We start from the raw sequence: 20,400 nt of genomic DNA on the forward strand, positions 1-20,400 counted from the left end.
TACCTAACATTGCGCCATGACCGGCGGGCAGGCCGCGGTCCCCCCAAAACCCTTGCGGTAAGTAACCCCCATAATCTTTATTGAGTACCCGTTACTCGTGCTTGGCCTACGCCGGGATACGTAATTTTGACCTATAAAAGGGCGGGCAGTGCGCGACGCCGGATGCCTGAGGCGCCGCCTGCCACCCCACACTGCGGAGCTGTATTCGCGCTCCCAATTGTTGTCAGCCACGAGGTAATGACGCTGCCCTCCCATGGCGCTGACGACAGGAACTTCCACCAGCGCCTGGTGCATGGGCACCCCAGGCGGCGACACCCCACAGCCCAATGACGGACATCTTGTCAAGACAGGGGGAAGGCAATGACGCAGCCTTCAGCAATGACGCACCCTTCAAGGGGAACCGGGAAGGGCCTGTGGTGACGCACCTGGGATCCTTCGCCGTGCCTGCAGCGGCCACCTTCGGCCGTGACGGCGCCATGTTCGAGAGCCTGCTCAGTTTTGTGGCCCAGATGAGCCTGGTGCTGTGGAGCGTGGTCACTCTCACCGCGGTCATCCGCTTTGTCGGTATCCGCTTCTACCGCCGCGCCGCACGCAGGGCCCTCGCCCGGATCGCGGCAGTCGGCGCGGCGGCCAGTGCCGCCGTTCCAAACCTCACAGGTGCGGGCATCAAGGCCCCCGGCATCGGTACTCCCGGGCCCGCGGGGCCCGCCGCCGCACCGGCCGCCGCCATCGCAATGCCGGCCATCGCCGTCGTGCCCGCGATCGCGGCCGGGATGGACCTGGTCCAGCCGGCCAACCTCCCGCTGGCCGAAGCCTTCACGAACGTGTTGGCGTCCAACTCCGTGGACGGATGAGCGATGGATATCGCGCTCATGGTCTTTTGGCTCTTCGCGGGTGTCAGCATCCTGTACGTTGTGCACTTCGGCCTCTATCTGGCCGGCGCCAACTTCTATGACATCTGGCAGCAGCGCCGGAAGGGAATGAGGGGCGTCCGGCTTCCCACCGCTTACCAAGCGGAGTCCGCAGCGACGGCCACCTGGACCCGCCGCGCCCTCCCCGAGGTCCCCGGGCTGGTCTCCATTGTCATTGCCGCCCACAACGAGGAAGCAGTGATCGTCCGGACGCTGGACTCCATCCGGCGCAGCACGTACCCGTCCTTCGAAGTCCTCGTGGCGGACGACGCCTCCGGCGACCTCACCGGGCGGCTGGTCCGCGACTACCAACTGCGCCATCCCGGCATGGACCTGCGCATCGTGCGGATGCACCGGAACGTGGGCAAGGGGGCGGCGCTCAACTCCCTGCTCCGCCGGTTCGCACGCGGCCAGTTCGTGATGACGCTCGACGCCGACTCGGTCCTCCAGCCGGACGCAGTCACCAATGCGCTGTCCTACTTCGACGATCCGTACGTGGCCGGCGTTGCTGCGAACGTCCAGATCATGGACGAGCCTACGGCGCTGGGCATCCTGCAGCGGTTTGAGCACATGATCGGCTACCGGTCCAAAAAGCTCTATTCGCTGCTGAACTGCGAATTCGTGGTGGGCGGAGTGGCATCCACATACAGGATGCGCGTGCTCCGAAAGGTCGATTTCTACGACACCGACACCGTGACCGAGGACATCGGCCTGAGCGCAAAGATCACCCACCTGGGCAACCGGCGATTCCGCATGGTCTACGGCGCCGACGTGGTGGCGAAGACCGAGGGCGTGCTCACGTTCCGGGCCCTTGCCAAGCAGCGCTACCGCTGGAAGTACGGAAGCAGCCAGAACCTCATCAAGTACGGCAGCATGATTCTGAACCCCAGCCGCCGCTACAGCCGCACCTTGTCCTACTACCGGATGCCCATGGCCGTGCTGAGTGAATTCACGCTGCTCGTCTCGCCCCTCGCCTGGACGTACGCCGTCTACTGGTCGCTGGCCACGTACACGCCGGCCCTGATCATCGGGTCCTACGCCACCATCACCGCTTACACGCTGCTGACCGTCCTGATGGATGAGAACCTGTCACCGCGTGAACGCACCAGGCTCTGCATGTACGCGCCCACGGCCTACTTCCTCTTCTACATCATGGACCTGGTGCAGCTGGTAGCAGCGGTCCGCTGCATAGCCCGCGCGCGCGGACTGGTCCGGCGTCCCGAGATCAACACCTGGAAATCCCCGCAACGTGCCGGCAGTGTGGCGGTGATAGCCCGTGCCGCCTAAGGGCCGGAGGGTGCGCCGCGTGCTGTTGAATCCGCTCGTGGTCATCTCGGTTTTGGTCCTCCTGATCACCGCCGGATGGTTCATGTACACGGGCAGGATAGGCAGCTTCGCCCAGGCGCGGCCCGGGGCCAACCTGCTCCCGGCGCTCTTTCCCGCCATTGCCGGACCAGCGGCGACACCCGGCCCGTCGCCGTCGGCCGGTTCCTCGGTGGCCCCGGCAGGCAGCTGGACCGCCGGCCACAGCGGGGATGCCACGACCTCCCTGGAACTGGTGCCCGGCCAGATGGGCGCCCAGGCCCTCAAACTCGACATCACCCAGTACGTCTCGGGTGATGTCACCCTCACCAGCCCACGCGTGGACGTGGCCCCCGGCAAGACCTACTTCTTCAAGGTGTTCACCACCACCGAGGAGGATTTCAGGCTGCTGGCCCGGAAGTCCCTCAAAGATGGCAGCACCACCCTGGAACAACTGCGGAACTCTGTTGAACGGCCAGGTACCTCCGCCTTCACCGTGAGCGACGCGTTCAACAGCGGAGACACGGTCACGGCAGTGCAGTACGTGTTCCGGTTCGCAGCTGCGGGCACCGCGCGGGTGGAAGGCGCCTACCTCGAGCCGGCGGACGATGTCCAGCTTCCGCCACCCGCAGTGACGGGCCCCAATATGGTCCCCAACCCGGGATTCGCCGGCACCCAGCCGAACCAACCGGCCTTCTGGTCCCCCTATTCCTCCGGGACATCAACGGTGGAGTCGGGGCGCGGCGAGGACGGGCGCGGCAGCTTCCTCTGGACCCGCATCGGAAACTACCAGAGCGGGGAGTCGAAATGGCAGTACCAGCCCATCCCGGTGACCCCGGACCGATACTTCCGGTTCGGCGCGGCCTACAAGTCGGACCGCCAGGTGGACGTGGTGGCCGAGTTTGAACTCGCGGGCGGCGGGCGCACATTCCGGAACCTGGAGACCGTGCCGCCTGCAGGGGAGTGGACCACCATCAGCGAGGCATTCCAAGTGCCAGAGGGGGCGGCCAACGCGATGGTGACCCTGGTTGCACATGGGAACGGCACCACCGCCGTCCGCGACTATTCCCTCACGGACGTCACCAAGCGCGGGCCCCTGCGCTGGAACCAGCCCATGGTCTCGATCACGTTCGACGACGGCTGGCAGTCTGTGTACGACCGCGCGCTGCCCCTGCTGGACAAGCACGGTTTCCGGTTCACCCAGTACGTCAACGCCAGCTCCATCGAAACGCCCAACTTCATCACGGGTGCGGAGGTCCAGCAGCTCCACCAGGCGGGAAATGAAGTCGCCGCCCACGCCTACCAGCACGTCGACCTCACCTCCGTGGGCGTTGACCGGCTGGACGAGGAACTGAGGAAGAGCGAGGACGCGCTGGCCGCAGCCGGCCTCCCCACCGATGACCTCGCACCGCCATACGGACGTTCCGACGCCCAGGTGGACTGGTACGCAAGCAAGTACTTCAAGATCATGCGGGGGACGGACGACGGCATCAACACAAGGCAGAACATCAACCCCCATGACCTTAGAGTCCTGTACATAACCGATGCCACCACGCCGGACACCCTGAAGGAAGCCCTCGCCCAGGCTTCCCGGTCCAACGGCTGGCTCATCCTTGTCTACCACCAGATCGCTGCCCCCGATTCGTCGGGAACCCAGAAGAACTCCATTGCGTCGGACAGGAGCACCATCACCAGCGATGTCCTCGCAACCCAGCTGCAGCTCATCGACGAAAGCGGCATCCAGGTCAAACCGGTCGCCCAGGCGTTCGAACAACTGCAGGGCCCGTGACCACCCACCATGCGGTGCAGCGCGGCGCCTTCGCCACCCGAAAGAAGGAGAAAGTCATGATCCAATCCAGATCGAGTCTGGCGCGTAGCCGCGCCAGGCTCCTGACCATCGGGATAGCCGTGTGGGCCATAGCCGCCGCGCTGCTGTCCCCTGCGGCCGCGAACGCTGCCGTGGACAACCCCGCGCCAACTCCGCTCGTGTCCTTCACCTTCGACGACGGCATGCAGAATGCCTTGACGCAGGCTGCCCCCACGCTCAAGAAGTACGGGCTCACCGGCACCAGCTACATCATCACCAACTGTGTGGGGATGACCGCCGTGCCGAACACCTGCCGCGCCAACACCGACGTTCCATACATGACATGGGACCAAATCACCCAGCTGCAGAACACCTACGGCTGGGAGATCGGCTCGCACACCGTTGACCACCAGTGCCTTGTGAGCGTGGGCAACGACTGCCAGGCCACCAAGCTGACCGCCGCGCAGGTGGACGCCGAGCTGGCCAACAGCAAGGCCGCGCTCGCTGCGCACGGTTTCAACGCCACCGCGCTTGCCACACCCTACGGCGACTACGACATGCCGACGCTCGCCCGGATAGCCAAGTACTACAGCTCCATGCGCGGCTTCGCCGACGTGGGCAACAACATCTGGCCGCTCGGCGACCTCCTGCTCCACAACACCCCCGCGCAGGAGGTGACCACCCCGGTGGCCACCCTCAAGGCAAAGGTGGACGAGGCGATCGCGAATAAGACCTGGGCCATCTTCACGTTCCACGACATCAGGCCTTCGCCGAGCAAGACCCCGGACGACTACCAGTACGGCACGGCGGAGCTGGACCAGCTGGCGGCGTATGTGCAGACCAAGGTGGCGGCCGGCCAGATCAGGAACGTCAATGTCAGCAAGGGCCTGGTGAACGGCAGCCCCAATATGCTCCCCAACCCGACATTCAATAACGGCATCGCCGACGGATGGCGGACCGACGCCCCGGCAGCGATCACCGCGGACGCCGGGAACAACGGCAGCTACCCGGACGCCGCCAAATCGGTGAAGCTGGTGTCAGGTTCCGCTGCCGGCCACCTGTTCTCGCCGAAGGTTCCGGTGACGGCCACCACGAACTACCTGTACAAGGCCTTCCTCAACGTGGCTTCGATCTCGTCCGGCGAAGTAGGGTTCTACGTCGACGAGTACAACGCGGCCGGGCAGTGGGTCTCCGGGCAGTTCCGCAAGCGGGAAAACACCCGCTGGGTGGAATCGATGAACTTCACCTACACCCCGAGCTCCACCAGCGTGGCATCGGCCGCCCTTCAGGTATACGTGACCGGCACCGGCATCACGGCCTATGTGGACAACATGCAGATGATGGCGCTTGGGGCCGGCTCCACCACGCCGTCGCCCAACCTCGTGGCGAACGGCACGTTTGATGCAGGCATCGGCTCGGGCTGGACTACAGACTCCGCCGGCACCATCCTGGCCGACGCAGCAAACCACGGGAGCCCAGCAAACCCGGTGAACTCGGTCAAGATGACAGCCACCACTGCCAACAAGCACCTGTTCTCCCCGCAGGTTGCCGTGGCAGCCGGTAGCTATAAGATCGCCAGCTACCTCAACATCACGGCGCGCACCAGTGGCGAGATGGGCTTCTACATTGACGAATACAACTCCGCCGGGCAGTGGATCTCCGGGCAGTACAAACTCGGGGTCTCGGCCGGCGGCGTGACCAACGTGGACCTGACCTACTCGCCTAGCAGCACCGCAGTGGCCAAGGCGAGCCTGCAAGTCATCGTCGTGGGTAACTCGGGACTGCAGGCGTACTTCGACGACGTCCGCTGGACCAAGTCCTAGCAGCGGGGGAGAGGACAAACGATGGGCGGGCGCCCGCAGGCACTGACGGTGCTGCTGGTGTCCGCCATTCTCGTCATCCTCGCCTCCTGCTCCCCGCCCAAGCCCGACGTGACGCTGGACCTGCTGCGCGTGGACTGGCAGGATGTTCCCGGTCTCCGGGCCGGCAACGGTGCACTGCAGGTGACACCGACGGCCCGGCGCATCGTAGAGCAGAGCGGGGAGGGGGGCCAGCCCAACCCTCCGCTCAACCTCGCCGGCACCCACCTGGTGGTAGGCGGGGACTTTTCGCTTAGCGCAACCTTCTCAGACGTGACAGCGGACGCGTCCTGGGCCCTGTACGACCGGCCACCAGTCATCGCGGACGAGTTCCGCGTGGAGCCGGCGGGCCTGCGGCTTACCCTCCAGGGCAACGACCTGAAGATCGCCGTCTTTGACGGGACGCAGAAGAAGGACGTAACCAAGCCAGTGCCCGTGCATGACGAGCACGTAACGGTGAAGGACCCGCGGGCTCCGTTCACCGTGCGCCGCTCCGGCGATACGCTGGCCGTCGCCAGCGGCAGTGACACCCTTTCCTCGCTGCCCCTCGGCAAGGTGTTCTCCTCAGGGGAACTGTGGCTTGGGTTCTCCAGCGATTCCGGGGACTTCGACATCACCTCGCTGAAGGCGGTTGCACCGGGAACCACCGGCCTGCATACCTCGGGCGCCGCGGCCGCCGACGTCCAGCGGACAACCGACGGACTCCAGGCGCTCGCCGCCAAAACCCGCCCGGACTTCCTGGTTGGCGCGGCCGTGGCTCTTGGCCCCCTGACCGGCGACGAGGACTATGCGCGGGAGTTCGTCGGCAACTTCGGCGCCCTCACGCCGGAGAACGCCATGAAGCCGCAGTCCCTCTCCCCGCAGCCGGGTGTGTACACCTTCGAAGAGGCCGATGCGATCCTGGCGATTGCCAAGAGCAAGGGAATGGCGGTCCACGGCCACACCATCGCCTTCACGGAGGCCATGCCCCGCTGGATGCAGGAGCTCCCCACCGGCTCCGAGACGGACCGCCGGGCCAGCGCTGCAGCACTGCTTGGCTACATCAGCACCGTGGTGGCGCACTTCAAAGGGCACCTGGCGTCCCTTGACGTGGTCAACGAGCCGTTCGACGTCAACCAGGGAACCAGCATGCAGCAGAACATCTGGTACCGCGTCTTCGGAGCGGGCTACCCGGCCGCGGTCTCCAAGGCTGTCTATGCAGCTGATCCGGATGTCAAGCAGTACATCAACGAGAACGGTGCGGACGTGCCCGGGCAGCGCCAGGAGGCCCTGCTCAAACTGATCCTCGATACCAACGCGCAGGGCGGCCACGTCTACGGTGCGGGGCTCCAGGGCCACGTTTACGACCTCAAGACCGACGCCATCTCCGCCGACGACCTCACCCGTACGCTCAACCGCTTCGGGGACGCCGGACTGCACGTCCGCATCTCCGAGAACGACGTCACGGACGGACAGGGGACGGACGCCCAGGCAAAGCAATACGCCACGGTTCTGGCCACCTGCCTGCGCTCGCGCACCTGCGTCTCCTACACCACCTGGGGGGTGGATGACCGCTACGACTGGTGGATCGACGACGACGGGAGCCTGCAGCAGGGTCACGACCACCTGTTTAACAACGGCCAGCCTACGCCCGCGTTCGACGCCGTGAAGCACGCCCTGGGCGGCTGACCTGGAGGGAAAGCCGCCGTTCAGGCAGCCTGGCGGCGGGCTGCCCGGCGGGCCAGCGAGTTCCTGCGAGCAGTCCGCAGCATGTCCAGGGTCAGGAGCAACAGTGCCAGCCACACCACCCCGAAACCGATCCAGCGCTCAACCGTCATGGCCTCCCGGAACACCAGCAGCGCCACCAGGAACTGCAGGACGGGAGCGAAATACTGGAGCAGCCCGATGGTGGTCATGGGCAGCCGTCGTGCCGACGCACCGAAGAAGAGCAGCGGAACGGCGGTGATCACGCCCGAGGCCAGCAGCAGCCAGAAGTGTCCCGGCCCCTGGGACGTCAGCGTCGAGCTGCCCCCTGCGGCCAGGACCACCATGGCCACGGCGGCCAGCGGGGCGAGCACCATGGTCTCCACGCTGAGGCTGGTGATGGCGTCCACCTTCGATCCCACGCGGTTCTTGACGAAGCCGTACAGGCCAAAGCTGAAGGCCAGGGTCAGCGCGATCCACGGCAGCTTCCCGTAAGAGTAGGTGAGTACGCCTACGGCAACGAGCCCGACACCGACGGCGGCCCACTGAAGCGGCCGCAACCTTTCCTTCAGGACCAGCACACCCAGCAGGACCGAGACGAGGGGGTTGATGAAATAGCCCAGCGACGTTTCCACGGCCTGCCCCGTGGTGACGCCGTAGGTGTAGGTCAGCCAGTTGATGGCGATCAGGAACGCCGCCGCGGCCAGCGAACCAAAGACGCGGCGGTCCTTCAGCGCCACCGCCAGCGCTCCCCACGCCCTGGTCACCGTGATCAGGAGGGCGCAGAACAACAGCGACCACACCACGCGGTTGGCTACAATTTCGACGGCGCCCGCGGGCATCAGGATGAAGAAGTACAGCGGGAGCAGCCCCCACAAAACGTACGCGCCGATGCCGAACAGCATGCCGGCGGTCGATTCCTTCGCTGCCGGCCCGGGGCCGGCGGGCGCGGCACCGGCCGGGGACTTTGACGGGGATGCGGCGGTGGCAACAGGGGCGGCGGGGGATGTTCCTTCTGGCATAGGCACGCTCTCAATAACAGCATCCGCCGGGCAGGTATTCCAGCAGGCAGGCGGTAATCCGGAAAATAATCAGTAGGCTTGCTTTCATGACACGTGCCCGTTTGCCGGAGCCCATCCGATGAGGCTCCGGCGCAGCAACGCCTCAGGCCGCGGCTACCGCAGGGTGGCCGCCGGCAAGGGCTTCAGTTACCGGGACCTGGACGGCTCCACCCTGCCGCCCGGTCCCGTCCGGGAGCGGCTGGAAAGCATCGGCATCCCCCCGGCCTGGACCGACGTGTGGATCGCCCCGTTCGACAACGGCCACATCCAGGCGACCGGGGTGGACGGGGTGGGCCGCCGCCAGTACATCTACCACCCGGAGTGGCGCGAGCGTAAGGACCGGGTGAAGTTCGACCGGTCCCTGCAGCTGGCCGAATCCCTGCCCGTGGCCCGCCGGCGGGTCACGATGGACCTGCGCAGCGAGGGCTTCAGCCGGGAGCGCGTCCTGGCGGCGGCGTTCCGGATGCTGGACAGCGGATCCCTGCGGGTCGGTTCTGAGCGGTACACCAACGAGAACGGCAGCCGCGGCCTGGCCACCCTGCTGTGCGCCCACGTCCAGGTGCGCAAGGACCGGATCCTCCTGCGGTTCCCGGCCAAGAGCGGCAAGGACTGGGAATCGGAAATCCGCGACGCCGACCTCGCCGCCCTCCTGCGCCTGCTCAAGCGCCGCGGTCCCAACGCCCGGCTCCTGGCGTACAAGGAGGGCAGGACCTGGCGTCCGGTCACCAGCGCGGACATCAACGCCTACGTGAAGGAGCGCACCGGGTCGGACTTCACCGCCAAGGATTTCCGGACCCTGCGCGGAACGGTGGCGGCTGCGGAAAGCCTGGCGCGGACAGGAGTTCAACGGACTGCGGCCAAACGGAAACGGGCCATCAGCCGCGCTATGTATGACGCCGCCGAGACGCTGGGGAACACCCCCTCCATTGCCCGCAAGAGCTACGTGGATCCGCGCGTCCTCGACCACTACCGCGACGGCGAGACCATCGATCCGAAACGGCTGGACTCGGCGGAAGCTGAGCTCAGGGCGCTCCTGTACCGCGAGGGCAAGGTGGTGCCCCTCGCCGCCAACTAGAATAGGGGACTGTGCGCTGCACCATGCTGCGCACCCTCATGCAACATGAGCAGGACCAGTTCAGAAGGGTTCCCGGTGTCCAATCACAGCGAAACCGCCGCCACACGTCCCCTCCGCGTTGCTATCGTCGGCGCGGGACCGGCAGGAGTCTATGCTGCGGACATCCTCACCAAGTCCAGCGGGGTGAAGGACGGCGACTTCCAGGTCAGCATCGACCTCTTCGAGGCCTACCCGGCGCCTTATGGACTGATCAGGTACGGCGTTGCCCCGGACCATCCCCGGATCAAAGGCATCGTCAATGCCCTGCACAAGGTCCTGGACCGCGGTGACATCCGGTTCCTGGGCAACGTAACCTACGGCCGGGACCTCACGCTGCACGATTTCCGGGCGTTCTACGACGCCGTGATCTTCTCCACCGGCGCCATTAAGGACGCGGACCTGGACATTCCCGGCATTGGCCTGCGCGGTTCCTTCGGCGGCGCCGACTTTGTGTCCTGGTACGACGGCCATCCGGATGTGCCCCGCGAGTGGCCGCTGGAAGCACGGGAGATCGCAGTGATCGGCAATGGCAATGTGGCCCTGGACGTGGCCCGCATGCTGGTCAAGCACCCGGAGGAACTACTCACCACCGAGATCCCCGACAACGTGTATGCCGGCCTGAAGAAGTCCCCCGTCACGGACGTCCACGTCTTCGGCCGGCGCGGCCCGGCCCAGGTCAAGTTCACCCCGCTGGAGCTGCGGGAACTGAGCCACATGGACGACGTCGACATTGTCCTGTACCCAGAGGATTTTGAGTTCGACGATGCCTCGGACGAGGCCATCCGCAGCAACAACCAGGTCAAGACCATGGTGAACACCCTCACCAACTGGCTTGTGGAGGAGCATGCGGAATCGGAGAATCCCTCCTCGCGCCGGCTGCACCTGCACTTCCTGCACAGCCCCGTTGAGGTGCTCGACGACGGCACGGGCAAGGTGGGCGGCATCAAGTTCGAGCGCATGCAGCTGGACGGGACCGGCAACGCCAAAGGCACCGGGGAGTACGTTGAGTACCCCGTCCAGGCTGTCTACCGGGCCATCGGCTACCACGGGTCCGCGCTGGACGAACTGGAGTACGACGCCAAACGGGGCGTCATCCCGAACGAAGGCGGCCGCGTTTTGGACGGCGAAGGCAACCCCGTTCCGGGCATTTACACCACGGGCTGGATCAAGCGCGGCCCCGTGGGGCTGATCGGCCACACCAAGGGCGATGCGCTGGAGACCATCGGTTTCCTGTTGGAGGACCGGCTCAACCTCCCGGCGGCCAGGAACCCGGACCCGCAGGCCATCATCGACCTGCTCGAGGAACGCGGCATCGAATACACCACCTGGGAAGGGTGGAACAAGCTCGACGCCCACGAGGCGGGCCTGGGTGCGGCCTGGGCCGGTCCCGAGGGCCTGGACCACGTTGTGCGCGAACGGATCAAGGTGGTGCCGCGGGAGGAGATGATCCGCATCTCCCGCGGCTGACACAGGGTTCTTGTCCAGCTATGCTGACTTGGCCACCCTCCAGCACTGCACGGCTGGGCAAAACTCCGGACGGGAGTTCGATGACGAACCTGCTCCACCCTGAACCGCGCCAGAGTGCCGCGCTGGCCGGGCATGAGCGCATGGGGTCCGGCGCTGTCAACGGAACCCCCGAGATCCCCGGACTGCGCAGGCTCATCAGGGAGTCCTGGCAACGGTCGGCAAGCTTCAAGGCCAACCCGGACAACGCGGCAGCGCCGCTCGCGTTTGACTGGGACCAGCTGGAGGACTACCGCCGGCAGCACCCGCTGGCCGCGATCATGCCCGTCATCAACAAACTCCTGGTCCAGCCCAGCCACGACAGCGGGCTCCTCGTTGCGGTGGGCGACGAGGTGGGCAGGCTGCTGTGGGTGGATGGCGACCCCACGCTCCAGCGCCGGGCGGAAGGCATGATGTTCGTTCCCGGTGCGGACTGGTCCGAAGCCAGTGTTGGCACCAGCGCGCCGGGCACCGCACTTGCCCTGGGCCGGGGCATCCAGATCGCCGGCGCGGAGCACTACCAGCGGGCAGTCCACCCCTGGAGCTGCACTGCCGTCCCCTTCCATGACCCGGACTCCGGCGCTGTGCTCGGCGTCGTGGACATCACCGGCACGGCCACAGCGGTGGCACCGCACACGTTGTCGCTGGTGGAGGCCACGGTGGCCGCCGCACAAGCGCAGCTGCGGGTGGAGCGCCTGCAGCTTGCTGCGGAGCTCGCCAGGAAGCCGGTACGACGGCGGTCCCCGGCTGCCGCCGCCGGGCAGGGCCGGGGTGCCAGGGAAGGCAGCCGTGCCAAGGAAGGCAGCCTCTACCGGAACAGCCTTCAGCTGCTGGGGCGCGACCAGGCCCTGCTCAGCCTGGGTGGCCGGACGGTTTCCCTGTCCGCGCGGCACAGCGAGATCCTTGCCCTGCTGAGCGCACATCCGGAGGGGCTTAGCGCCGAGGAACTCAGTTCGTTGTTGTACCCGGGGGAGGGGTCCACCATCACGCTGCGTGCTGAGATGGTCCGGCTGCGCAAGGTCATCCAGCAGCTGAGCCCTGACGCCGTGCCAGGCTCACGGCCGTACCGGCTCCCGCTGGACCTGGTGCCGGATACCGGCCAGGTGCTCAGCTGCCTGCAGCGCGGCGCGCACCGGATTGCCCTGGAAATCTACCGCGGCGAGATGCTCCCGCGGTCCGAGGCGCCGGGCATCGTCGAGCTGAGGACCCGGGTTTCGTCGCTGCTCCGGGAAGCGGTGCTCACGGACGGCAGCGCCGAGTCCCTGCTCAAGTACGCCACGCTGCCCGAGGCAAGGGACGACGTCGGCATCCGCCGTGCTGCGCTCCGCCTCCTGCCGCCGCGCTCACCCAAGCGGGCCGCCGTCGTGGCCGACCTGGAACGCCTGGAAGCCGAACTGCGCGCCTGAACGCAGCACCGGTCCTTCTGTGATCCGGGTCTCACCGTTGCAACCTTGCTGCAACCTCCCCGCGCCTACGCTGGCTCCATCGGCGAGCGCCCTGGTGGGCCCGCCTCCTGCACAGCAAAGGAGCTAAGCACATGACCGTTTACGCACAGCCGGGAACTGACGGTTCGAAGGTCACCTTCAAGGACCGGTATGAGAACTGGATTGGCGGCGAATGGGTGGCCCCGGTGAAGGGCCAGTACTTCGAGAACATCACCCCGGTGACGGGAAAGGCCTTCTGCCAGGTGGCCCGCGGCACCGCTGAGGACATCGAACTGGCGCTGGACGCGGCACACAAGGCCGCACCCTCCTGGGGCAAGACCTCCGTGGCGGAGCGCGCCGCCATCCTGAACAAGATTGCCGACCGCATTGACGAGAACCTTGAGATGCTCGCCGTGGCCGAAACCTGGGACAACGGCAAGCCCATCCGGGAAACCCTCAACGCCGACCTGCCGCTGGCGTCGGACCACTTCCGCTACTTCGCCTCCGCGGTCAGGGCCCAGGAGGGCAGCCTGTCCCAGCTCGATGAGAACACCACCGCGTACCACTTCCACGAACCTCTCGGCGTCGTGGGCCAGATCATCCCCTGGAACTTCCCCATCCTGATGGCTGACTGGAAGCTTGCCCCCGCCCTCGCCGCCGGCAACACCGTGGTCCTCAAGCCCGCCGAGCAGACGCCGTCATCGATCCTGGTGCTGATGGAGCTTATTGCGGACCTGCTGCCCGCCGGCGTACTGAATGTGGTCAACGGCTTCGGGGTGGAGGCCGGAAAGCCGCTGGCCTCCAGTTCCCGGATCCGGAAGATCGCCTTCACCGGTGAGACCACCACCGGCCGGCTCATCAGCCAGTACGCCTCCCAGAACCTCATCCCGGTCACCCTGGAACTGGGCGGCAAGAGCCCCAACATCTTCTTCAACGATGTGGCCCAGGAAAACGACGCCTTCTATGACAAGGCGCAGGAAGGCTTCGCGCTGTTTGCCTTCAACCAGGGCGAAGTCTGCACCTGCCCGTCACGCGCCCTGGTGCAGGAGGACATCTACGAGTCCTTCATGGCGGACGCCGTGGCACGGGTGGAAAAGATGATCCAGGGCAACCCGCTGGACACCGAAACCCAGGTTGGCGCGCAGGCCTCCAACGACCAGCTGGAGAAGATCCTGTCCTACATCGACATCGGAAAACAGGAAGGCGCCAAGATTCTGACCGGCGGAGGCCGTGCTGAACTGCCCGGCGACCTGGCTGGCGGCTTCTACGTCCAGCCCACTGTGTTCGAGGGCCACAACCGGATGCGGATCTTCCAGGAGGAGATCTTCGGCCCCGTGGTGGCGGTGACCAGGTTCAGCGACTACAACGACGCCATGGGCATCGCCAACGACACCCTGTATGGCCTGGGCGCCGGCGTTTGGTCCCGCAACGGAAACGTCGCCTACCGCGCCGGCCGGGAAATCCAGGCCGGTCGCGTTTGGGTCAACAACTACCATGCCTACCCGGCAGGTGCCGCCTTCGGCGGCTACAAGTCCTCGGGCATCGGGCGCGAGAACCACGCCATGATGCTGGACCACTACCAGCAGACCAAGAACCTGCTGGTCAGCTACGACGAAAACAAGCTGGGCTTCTTCTAAACCCCAGCCCCACCACTACAACGACGCAAGGATTTCGCCAATGACGACGACAATGCAAGCAGCAGTAGTAACCCAATTCGGCGCCGAGCTGTCCGTCAAGGACATCGCCATCCCCACGCCGGGTCCGGGGCAGGCGCTGGTCAAGGTCCTGACCACCGGCGTCTGCCACACCGACCTCCATGCCGCGGAAGGCGACTGGCCGGTCAAGCCCACACCACCCTTTGTGCCCGGCCACGAGGGCGTGGGCGAAGTAGTGGCCTTGGGCGAGGGGGTTTCCGACCTCGCCGTCGGTGACCTGGTGGGCAACGCGTGGCTGTGGTCAGCCTGCGGCGACTGCCAGTACTGCCGCACCGGCTGGGAGACCCTTTGCGAGGCGCAGCAGAACGGCGGCTACAGCGTGGACGGCTCGTTCGGCGAGTACATGCTCGTCGACTCGCGGTTCGCGGCCCGCATACCGGCGGGATCCGACCCCGTCGAGGTGGCGCCGGTGCTCTGCGCCGGCGTCACCGTGTACAAGGGCCTGAAGATGACCGAAACCCGGCCGGGCCAATGGGTCACCATTTCCGGGATCGGCGGGCTGGGGCACATCGCGGTCCAGTACGCCGTGGCCATGGGGCTTCGGGTGGCCGCCGTGGACATCGCCGACGACAAGCTGGCCCTCGCCAAGGCCCACGGCGCGGAAGTTACGGTCAACGCCCTGCACGAGGACCCGGCAGAGGTGATCCAGCGTGAAACAGGAGGCTGCCATGGAGTGCTGGTTACTGCAGTGCATCCGTCAGCGTTCGGACAGGCGATCGGGATGGCCCGCCGCGGCGGCACCATCGTGTTCAACGGACTGCCACCGGGCGATTTCCCGGCGCCGATCTTCGAGATTGTGCTCAAGGGACTGACGGTCCGGGGTTCGATCGTCGGCACCCGTCAGGACCTGGAGGAAGCCCTGGATTTCTATGCCCGGGGAAAGATCCACCCCACGGTGTCGGTGCGGGAGCTGCCGGAGGTCAACGCGGTGCTCGACGAGATGAAGCATGCCAAGATCGATGGCCGCGTGGTGCTGAGGTTCTGATGCCGGCTGAAAACCTGGCTGCCGCCGTGACGCTGCCCGGGGAAGATTTTTCCAGGGTGGCGCTCACGCCGGCGTCCGTGGAGCTGCTGCGGATGCTGTGGGACAGGCATGGCCCGCTCATGTTCCACCAGTCCGGCGGTTGCTGCGACGGGTCATCACCCATGTGCTATCCGGCCGGGGACTTCATCACGGGGGAAGCGGACGTCCTGCTGGGGCTGTTCGACCTCTCCGAGGGACTGCAGCCCCTGCCGCTTGAATTCTGGATGTCCCGGGAGCAGTTCAACTACTGGAGCCACACCCATCTGACCATCGACGTCGTACCGGGGCGGGGGAGTGGGTTTTCCGTTGAGGCACCTGAAGGTAAGCGTTTCCTGATCCGGTCGACGCTGATGAACTGGCCCTCCTAGGAAGTTCGATCAACAGCAGCCCGGGGCTCTCCGTTGGGAGGGCCCCGGGCATGTTGGCAGAACAATATTCGGCCACAGGGGCGTCTCACTATTCGGGACGATTGGGGCCGTCCAGTGGATGGACACTATCGTTGATAGGTCTGTTTCCATCACAAACCAGGATTGTGGCCCCCTTATGAACCTTCTGCGGACAAAATCCATTGAGCAGTCGATCGCCGACGCCGATGAGCCCGGACGCAAGCTTAAGCGTTCCCTCAGCACCTGGGACCTCATGATCATGGGCGTCGCCGTTGCTGTAGGCGCCGGTATCTTCTCGGTCGGTGCAAAGGCTGCCGCGAACTTCGCAGGTCCCGCCGTTACCCTTTCCTTCGCCATCGCCGCCGTCACCTGCGCGCTGGCCATCATGTGCTACGCCGAGTTCGCCACCGCCATTCCGGTGGCGGGATCTGCCTACGTCTTCACCTACGCCACCATGGGCGAGCTCCTGGCCTGGATCATCGGCTGGAACCTGATCCTGGAACTGTTCACCGCCGCAGCCGTGATCGCCAAATACTGGGGCATCTACCTCAGCAAGGTGTTCGCCCTCACCGGCCTGGACGTCCCGCCGGCCATCTCCCTTGGCGGCATGGACCTCTACTGGGGGGCCTTCCTCATCGTGGCCATCTTCACAGTGCTGCTGGTGCTGGGCACCAAGCTCTCCGCCCGCGTGGGCAACATCTTCACCCTGATCAAGATCGCCGTGGTGCTGTTCGTGATCGTGGTGGGCTTCACCTACGTGAAGATCGAGAACTACAGCCCGTTCGTTCCGGCAGCGGAGCCCACGGCCGGCACCGGTGCCGCGGACGTCCTGAAGCAGTCGTTCTTCGGTTTCCTGACCGGAGCCGCCCCCGCCCAGTACGGCACCATGGGCATCTTCGCCGGTGCTGCCCTGGTGTTCTTCGCCTTCATCGGCTTCGACGTGGTGGCCACCTCCGCGGAGGAAGTGAAGAATCCGCAGAAGACCCTGCCCCGCGGCATTTTCGGCGGCCTGGCCGTGGTAACGCTGCTCTACATCCTCGTGTCCCTGGCCCTGACGGGCATGGTGTCCTACACCCAACTCGCCGCGGCCAAGAGCCCCACCCTTACCACTGCCTTCGAAGCGGTGGGGGACACCTCCGCTGCGAAGGTGATCGCCTTCGGTTCCCTGGTAGGCCTGACCACCGTGATCATGGTGCTCCTGATGGGCCTGTCCCGCGTGGTACTGGCCATGAGCCGCGACGGACTGCTGCCCCGGGCGCTGTCCAAGACCAGCGACAAGCGTTCGACGCCGGTTCGCCTCCAGATCATCTGCGGTGCCGCGGTGGCGCTGGTGGCGGGCCTTACCAACGTGGACCTGCTCGAGGAAATGATCAACATCGGTACGCTGTCCGCGTTTGTGGTGGTCAGCCTGGGCATCCTGGTTCTCCGCAGGAAGCGCCCGGACCTGAAGCCCGCCTTCCGCGTCCCGTTGGGCAAGGTGCTCCCCATCGTCTCCGCAGTGCTGTGCCTGTACCTGATGACCAACCTCGCCGTGGAGACCTGGATCTTCTTCGGCTTCTGGCTGGTCCTGGGCCTGGCCATCTACTTCGCCTACGGCCAGCGCCACTCGCGGCTCAATGAGCGTTTCGCCGAAGCCAGCGCGACGGTCAACGGCACGCACGGTTCCACCCCCGGCACAGCCGTGGAGCGTGACGACGAGGACGAGCTGAGCCGGACCTGACGGCCTGCCGCACCCGCTGTTGAACTGCCCGCCCGGCCTGCGCCGGGCGGGCAGCCGCGTTTCATGGCGCCGCGTACCGGGCCACCCAATCAACGAGCGGACGCAGCTGCCTCCACCTTTCCGCGATCTGCTCCCTCGCCGAGGGTGTCGAGACCCATTGCGGCTGGCCCACCTCGACTCCCGCGGACAACGATTTGTGCTTGAGCAGTTCGGCGCGGGGGTGCTCCTTGTCGAAACCCCGGGGGACGGTCTTCAGTTTTTCGCCCTCGATGGCAAAACCAGCTGCGGCCACGGCAGCCATAATGTCCTGGAGGGCGGCGCCGCTGGCGGAAGCGTCGGCGGCGGCGCGAAACCGGGCCAGCTGGGCGGGCGTGTGGGAATGGTAGCCGCCACCGATCAACAGCCCCTCCGCATTGATTTGGACGTAGAATCCCACGCCTTCCTGACGTGCAGCGAAGGCCCCCTGGGCGGTCTTGTACGGCGACTTGTCCGGCGAGAAGCGGACGTCCCGGTTGGGGCGGAAAAGCTTGGCAGGCCCGAACTCCGGCTCCAGTTCGGAGAGCAGGAGGCTGAGCGGCTCTTTGACCGATTGGTCGTACGTCGCTTTATGTTCCAGCCACCAGTCACGGTTGTTGTGGCCCTCCAGCTGGGCGTAGAAGCGGAAGGCTTCCGGGGGAATGCCTGCGAAAGTATTCATCTACGGAGCCTAGGGCCGCCGGGCGCTGCCGGGCCAGACCCCAGGCGCCCTATGTGCAAAACAGATGCCAGACGGAAAAAAGACCACCCCGCCACGGCGAATCCGTGGCGGGGTGGTCTTTCAGTGCGGCCGGCAGGAGGGCGGTCAGCCGATCTTGTTGGCTGCCTCTGCGTCAGAGGCGGGGGCTGACGGTGCAGCCACCGTGCCGAGGTTGGCGCGCAGTTTGGCGCCCAGCTCGGCGTCGACATTGGTCCAGTACTGGATGGCGCGTTCCTTGATGTCTGAGCGCTTCACGCCGCCCACGGCACCGGTGATGGTTTCAAGGAAGCGGGCCTTGGTGGCCTCGTCGTAAACCTCGCGGTACAGCGCGCCGGCCTGGACGAAGTCGCCGTCCTCGGCGTGGAGGGAGTGCGCGGCGAGAGTAAGTTCGCCGTCGTTCTCCCAGCCGCCGGCCGTGTGCTGCGGCTCAACTGCAGCAGGCCCACCGAAGGTGTTCGGTGCGTAGACCGGGACGGACGGGGCGTTGAACAGGAAGCGGCCCTGGCCGTCCTGGCTGTAGTTGTTGACCTCGTTCTTCGGCTGGTTCACCGGGATCTGTGCGTGGTTGGTGCCCACGCGGTAGCGGTGCGCATCGGCGTAGGAGAAGATGCGGGCCTGCAGCATCTTGTCCGGTGAGGCAGCGATGCCCGGCACAAAGTTCGACGGCGCGAAGGTGGCCTGCTCGATCTGCGCGAAGTAGTTCTCCGGGTTCCGGTTCAGCTCCATGGTGCCGACCTTGATCAGCGGGTAGTCGCTGTGCGGCCAGACCTTGGTCAGGTCGAACGGGTTGAACCGGTAGGTCTTGGCGTCCTCGTAGGGCATGACCTGGACGTGCAGGTCCCAGGAGGGCAGGTTGCCGGCTTCGATGTTCTCGGACAGGTCCCGGATGTAGAAGTCGGCGTCGGAACCGGCGAGGGCCTCGGCCTGCTCGGAGCTCATGTTCTTCACGCCCTGGTTGGACTTGAAGTGGTACTTGACCCAGAAACGCTCGCCCTCGGCGTTGATCCACTGGTAGGTGTGCGAGCCGTAGCCCTGCATCTCGCGCCAGGAGGCGGGCAGGCCGCGGTCGCCCATCAACCAGGTGACCTGGTGGGCGGATTCGGGGGACAGGGTCCAGAAGTCCCACTGCATGTCGGCGTCGCGCAGGTGGGTGCCCGGCAGGCGCTTCTGGGAGTGGATGAAGTCCGGGAACTTGATGCCGTCGCGGATGAAGAAGACGGGGGTGTTGTTGCCAACGAGGTCGTAGTTGCCCTCAGTGGTGTAGAACTTTACGGCGAAACCGCGGGGGTCGCGCCAGGTGTCCGGGGAACCGTTCTCGCCGGCCACGGAGGAGAAGCGGATCAGCATCTCAGTCTCGACGCCAGGCTGCAGGAACGCGGCCCTGGTGTACTTGGAGATATCCTCGGTGGTCTTGAACGTGCCGAATGCACCGCCGCCCTTGGCGTGCACTACGCGCTCCGGAACCCGCTCACGGTTGAACTGGGCAAGCTTTTCGACCAGGTAGTGGTCAGTCAGGATGATGGCACCATCGGCACCAACTGACTTCGAGTGTGCGTCGGACGTAACCGGCGCACCTGACTGGGTTGTGGAAACGGCAGTCATTGTTCTCCTATTTCTCTTTTTCTTGCGAGGGACTATGGGGAGGAAGTTGCTGCGCCTGCTGGCACTCCTGGCAGATGCCCTGGTACATGACGTCGGCGATCTGGATGGTCATCGGCTTGGCGTCCGGATTCCAGTGCGGCGTGAGGCAGGGCGCGTGGCCGACGGCGCAGTCCACGTCTTCCACACGCCCGCAACTGACGCAAATGGCGTGGTGGTGGTTGTCGCCCACCCGCGTTTCGTAGAGCGCGGGGGAGTGCGGCGGCTCGAACCGGCGCAGCATGTGCAGGTCCGTCAGGTCGCCCAGGACAACGTAAACGGACTGGGCCGTCAGTTCCGGCAGCTCAGCCCGGGCCGCGGCAAGGATGCTTTCGGCAGGGGAGTGGGGGTGGCGTTCGACGGCGGCCAGCACAGCGAGCCGCTGCTTGGTCACCCTGCGGCCGTGGGCGCGCAGGGCCGCAGCCCACGCTTCCTGGCCGTCAAAGTGTTCCATCATGGCTCCATTGAAACACTTATTATTACTAACTCACAATAAGGCTCGGCTTACCTTTCCCAT

Annotated in this window: 16 protein-coding genes; 12 read left to right on the forward strand and 4 right to left on the reverse strand. The window is 65.8% G+C overall.

The features are described from left to right. Nucleotides 1-338: 338 nt before the first annotated feature. From J7I84_RS12260 to J7I84_RS12280, 5 genes are read left to right on the forward strand one after another with little or no spacing between them, the layout of a single operon-like run. Nucleotides 339-854 (forward strand): hypothetical protein, encoded by a 516-nt coding sequence (locus J7I84_RS12260; RefSeq protein ID WP_214944849.1) that lies wholly within the window; start codon nt 339-341, stop codon nt 852-854. A 3-nt stretch (nt 855-857) separates the two neighbouring features. Next, nucleotides 858-2,198, forward strand: coding sequence for a glycosyltransferase (locus J7I84_RS12265; protein ID WP_214944850.1), 1,341 nt, complete (start codon nt 858-860; stop codon nt 2,196-2,198). Nucleotides 2,199-2,217: 19 nt separating this feature from the next. Beyond that, nucleotides 2,218-4,002: a polysaccharide deacetylase family protein gene (locus tag J7I84_RS12270; protein WP_214944851.1), complete on the forward strand. Its 1,785-nt coding sequence runs from the start codon at nt 2,218-2,220 to the stop codon at nt 4,000-4,002. Between the two features lie 56 nt (nt 4,003-4,058). Beyond that, nucleotides 4,059-5,843, forward strand: coding sequence for a polysaccharide deacetylase family protein (locus J7I84_RS12275; protein WP_214944852.1), 1,785 nt, complete (start codon nt 4,059-4,061; stop codon nt 5,841-5,843). A gap of 21 nt (nt 5,844-5,864) precedes the next feature. Next, nucleotides 5,865-7,547: an endo-1,4-beta-xylanase gene (locus J7I84_RS12280; protein ID WP_214944853.1), complete on the forward strand. Its 1,683-nt coding sequence runs from the start codon at nt 5,865-5,867 to the stop codon at nt 7,545-7,547. 20 nt (nt 7,548-7,567) lie between these two features. Here J7I84_RS12280 and rarD read toward each other — a convergent pair whose 3' ends face one another. Then, nucleotides 7,568-8,584, reverse strand: coding sequence for an EamA family transporter RarD (rarD, locus tag J7I84_RS12285; protein ID WP_214944854.1), 1,017 nt, complete (start codon nt 8,582-8,584; stop codon nt 7,568-7,570). Between the two features lie 118 nt (nt 8,585-8,702). Here rarD and J7I84_RS12290 point away from each other — a divergent pair, with 118 nt between their 5' ends. The 7 genes from J7I84_RS12290 (at nt 8,703) to J7I84_RS12320 (ending at nt 17,509) form a co-directional block, all read left to right on the forward strand. Continuing rightward, nucleotides 8,703-9,698 (forward strand): DNA topoisomerase IB, encoded by a 996-nt coding sequence (locus tag J7I84_RS12290; RefSeq protein ID WP_214944855.1) that lies wholly within the window; start codon nt 8,703-8,705, stop codon nt 9,696-9,698. A 45-nt stretch (nt 9,699-9,743) separates the two neighbouring features. Further along, on the forward strand, nt 9,744-11,204 hold the full coding sequence (locus J7I84_RS12295; protein ID WP_251046544.1) for an FAD-dependent oxidoreductase: 1,461 nt from the start codon (nt 9,744-9,746) through the stop codon (nt 11,202-11,204). Between the two features lie 80 nt (nt 11,205-11,284). Then, nucleotides 11,285-12,646, forward strand: a complete 1,362-nt coding sequence (locus J7I84_RS12300) for a GAF domain-containing protein (RefSeq protein ID WP_214944857.1) — start codon at nt 11,285-11,287, stop codon at nt 12,644-12,646. 131 nt (nt 12,647-12,777) lie between these two features. After that, nucleotides 12,778-14,301, forward strand: a complete 1,524-nt coding sequence (locus J7I84_RS12305) for an aldehyde dehydrogenase family protein (protein WP_214944858.1) — start codon at nt 12,778-12,780, stop codon at nt 14,299-14,301. A 40-nt stretch (nt 14,302-14,341) separates the two neighbouring features. Beyond that, complete coding sequence (adhP, locus tag J7I84_RS12310; protein ID WP_214944859.1) at nt 14,342-15,364, forward strand: alcohol dehydrogenase AdhP; 1,023 nt, start codon at nt 14,342-14,344, stop codon at nt 15,362-15,364. After that, the gene (locus J7I84_RS12315; RefSeq protein WP_214944860.1) at nt 15,364-15,771 is read left to right on the forward strand and encodes a DUF779 domain-containing protein; all 408 of its coding nucleotides are present in this window, start codon (nt 15,364-15,366) and stop codon (nt 15,769-15,771) included. The genes adhP and J7I84_RS12315 overlap by 1 nt, the downstream gene beginning before the upstream one ends. Before the next feature lie 175 nt (nt 15,772-15,946). Further along, nucleotides 15,947-17,509 (forward strand): amino acid permease, encoded by a 1,563-nt coding sequence (locus J7I84_RS12320; RefSeq protein WP_214944861.1) that lies wholly within the window; start codon nt 15,947-15,949, stop codon nt 17,507-17,509. A gap of 61 nt (nt 17,510-17,570) precedes the next feature. Here the strand turns inward: J7I84_RS12320 and J7I84_RS12325 are convergent, their stop codons facing one another. From J7I84_RS12325 to J7I84_RS12335, 3 genes are all read right to left on the reverse strand, one after another. Next, nucleotides 17,571-18,206: a DUF2461 domain-containing protein gene (locus tag J7I84_RS12325; protein WP_214944862.1), complete on the reverse strand. Its 636-nt coding sequence runs from the start codon at nt 18,204-18,206 to the stop codon at nt 17,571-17,573. Nucleotides 18,207-18,350: 144 nt separating this feature from the next. Further along, nucleotides 18,351-19,847, reverse strand: coding sequence for a catalase (locus tag J7I84_RS12330; protein WP_214944863.1), 1,497 nt, complete (start codon nt 19,845-19,847; stop codon nt 18,351-18,353). A gap of 7 nt (nt 19,848-19,854) precedes the next feature. Further along, nucleotides 19,855-20,340, reverse strand: coding sequence for a Fur family transcriptional regulator (locus J7I84_RS12335; protein ID WP_214944864.1), 486 nt, complete (start codon nt 20,338-20,340; stop codon nt 19,855-19,857). Nucleotides 20,341-20,400: the final 60 nt, after the last annotated feature.

This window comes from Arthrobacter sp. ISL-85, assembly GCF_018613675.1.
GTDB lineage: Bacteria > Actinomycetota > Actinomycetes > Actinomycetales > Micrococcaceae > Arthrobacter.

Bases quoted from the DNA above. Each gene is read 5' to 3' on its own strand.
- J7I84_RS12275 (WP_214944852.1), top strand. From the start codon at position 4,059: ATGATCCAATCCAGATCGAGTCTGGCGCGTAGCCGCGCCAGGCTCCTG.
- J7I84_RS12300 (WP_214944857.1), top strand. From the start codon at position 11,285: ATGACGAACCTGCTCCACCCTGAACCGCGCCAGAGTGCCGCGCTGGCC.
- J7I84_RS12315 (WP_214944860.1), top strand. From the start codon at position 15,364: ATGCCGGCTGAAAACCTGGCTGCCGCCGTGACGCTGCCCGGGGAAGAT.
- J7I84_RS12320 (WP_214944861.1), top strand. From the start codon at position 15,947: ATGAACCTTCTGCGGACAAAATCCATTGAGCAGTCGATCGCCGACGCC.
- J7I84_RS12295 (WP_251046544.1), top strand. From the start codon at position 9,744: ATGAGCAGGACCAGTTCAGAAGGGTTCCCGGTGTCCAATCACAGCGAA.
- rarD (WP_214944854.1), bottom strand. From the start codon at position 8,584: ATGCCAGAAGGAACATCCCCCGCCGCCCCTGTTGCCACCGCCGCATCC.
- J7I84_RS12335 (WP_214944864.1), bottom strand. From the start codon at position 20,340: ATGATGGAACACTTTGACGGCCAGGAAGCGTGGGCTGCGGCCCTGCGC.
- J7I84_RS12330 (WP_214944863.1), bottom strand. From the start codon at position 19,847: ATGACTGCCGTTTCCACAACCCAGTCAGGTGCGCCGGTTACGTCCGAC.
- J7I84_RS12290 (WP_214944855.1), top strand. From the start codon at position 8,703: ATGAGGCTCCGGCGCAGCAACGCCTCAGGCCGCGGCTACCGCAGGGTG.
- J7I84_RS12280 (WP_214944853.1), top strand. From the start codon at position 5,865: ATGGGCGGGCGCCCGCAGGCACTGACGGTGCTGCTGGTGTCCGCCATT.
- adhP (WP_214944859.1), top strand. From the start codon at position 14,342: ATGACGACGACAATGCAAGCAGCAGTAGTAACCCAATTCGGCGCCGAG.
- J7I84_RS12325 (WP_214944862.1), bottom strand. From the start codon at position 18,206: ATGAATACTTTCGCAGGCATTCCCCCGGAAGCCTTCCGCTTCTACGCC.
- J7I84_RS12305 (WP_214944858.1), top strand. From the start codon at position 12,778: ATGACCGTTTACGCACAGCCGGGAACTGACGGTTCGAAGGTCACCTTC.
- J7I84_RS12265 (WP_214944850.1), top strand. From the start codon at position 858: ATGGATATCGCGCTCATGGTCTTTTGGCTCTTCGCGGGTGTCAGCATC.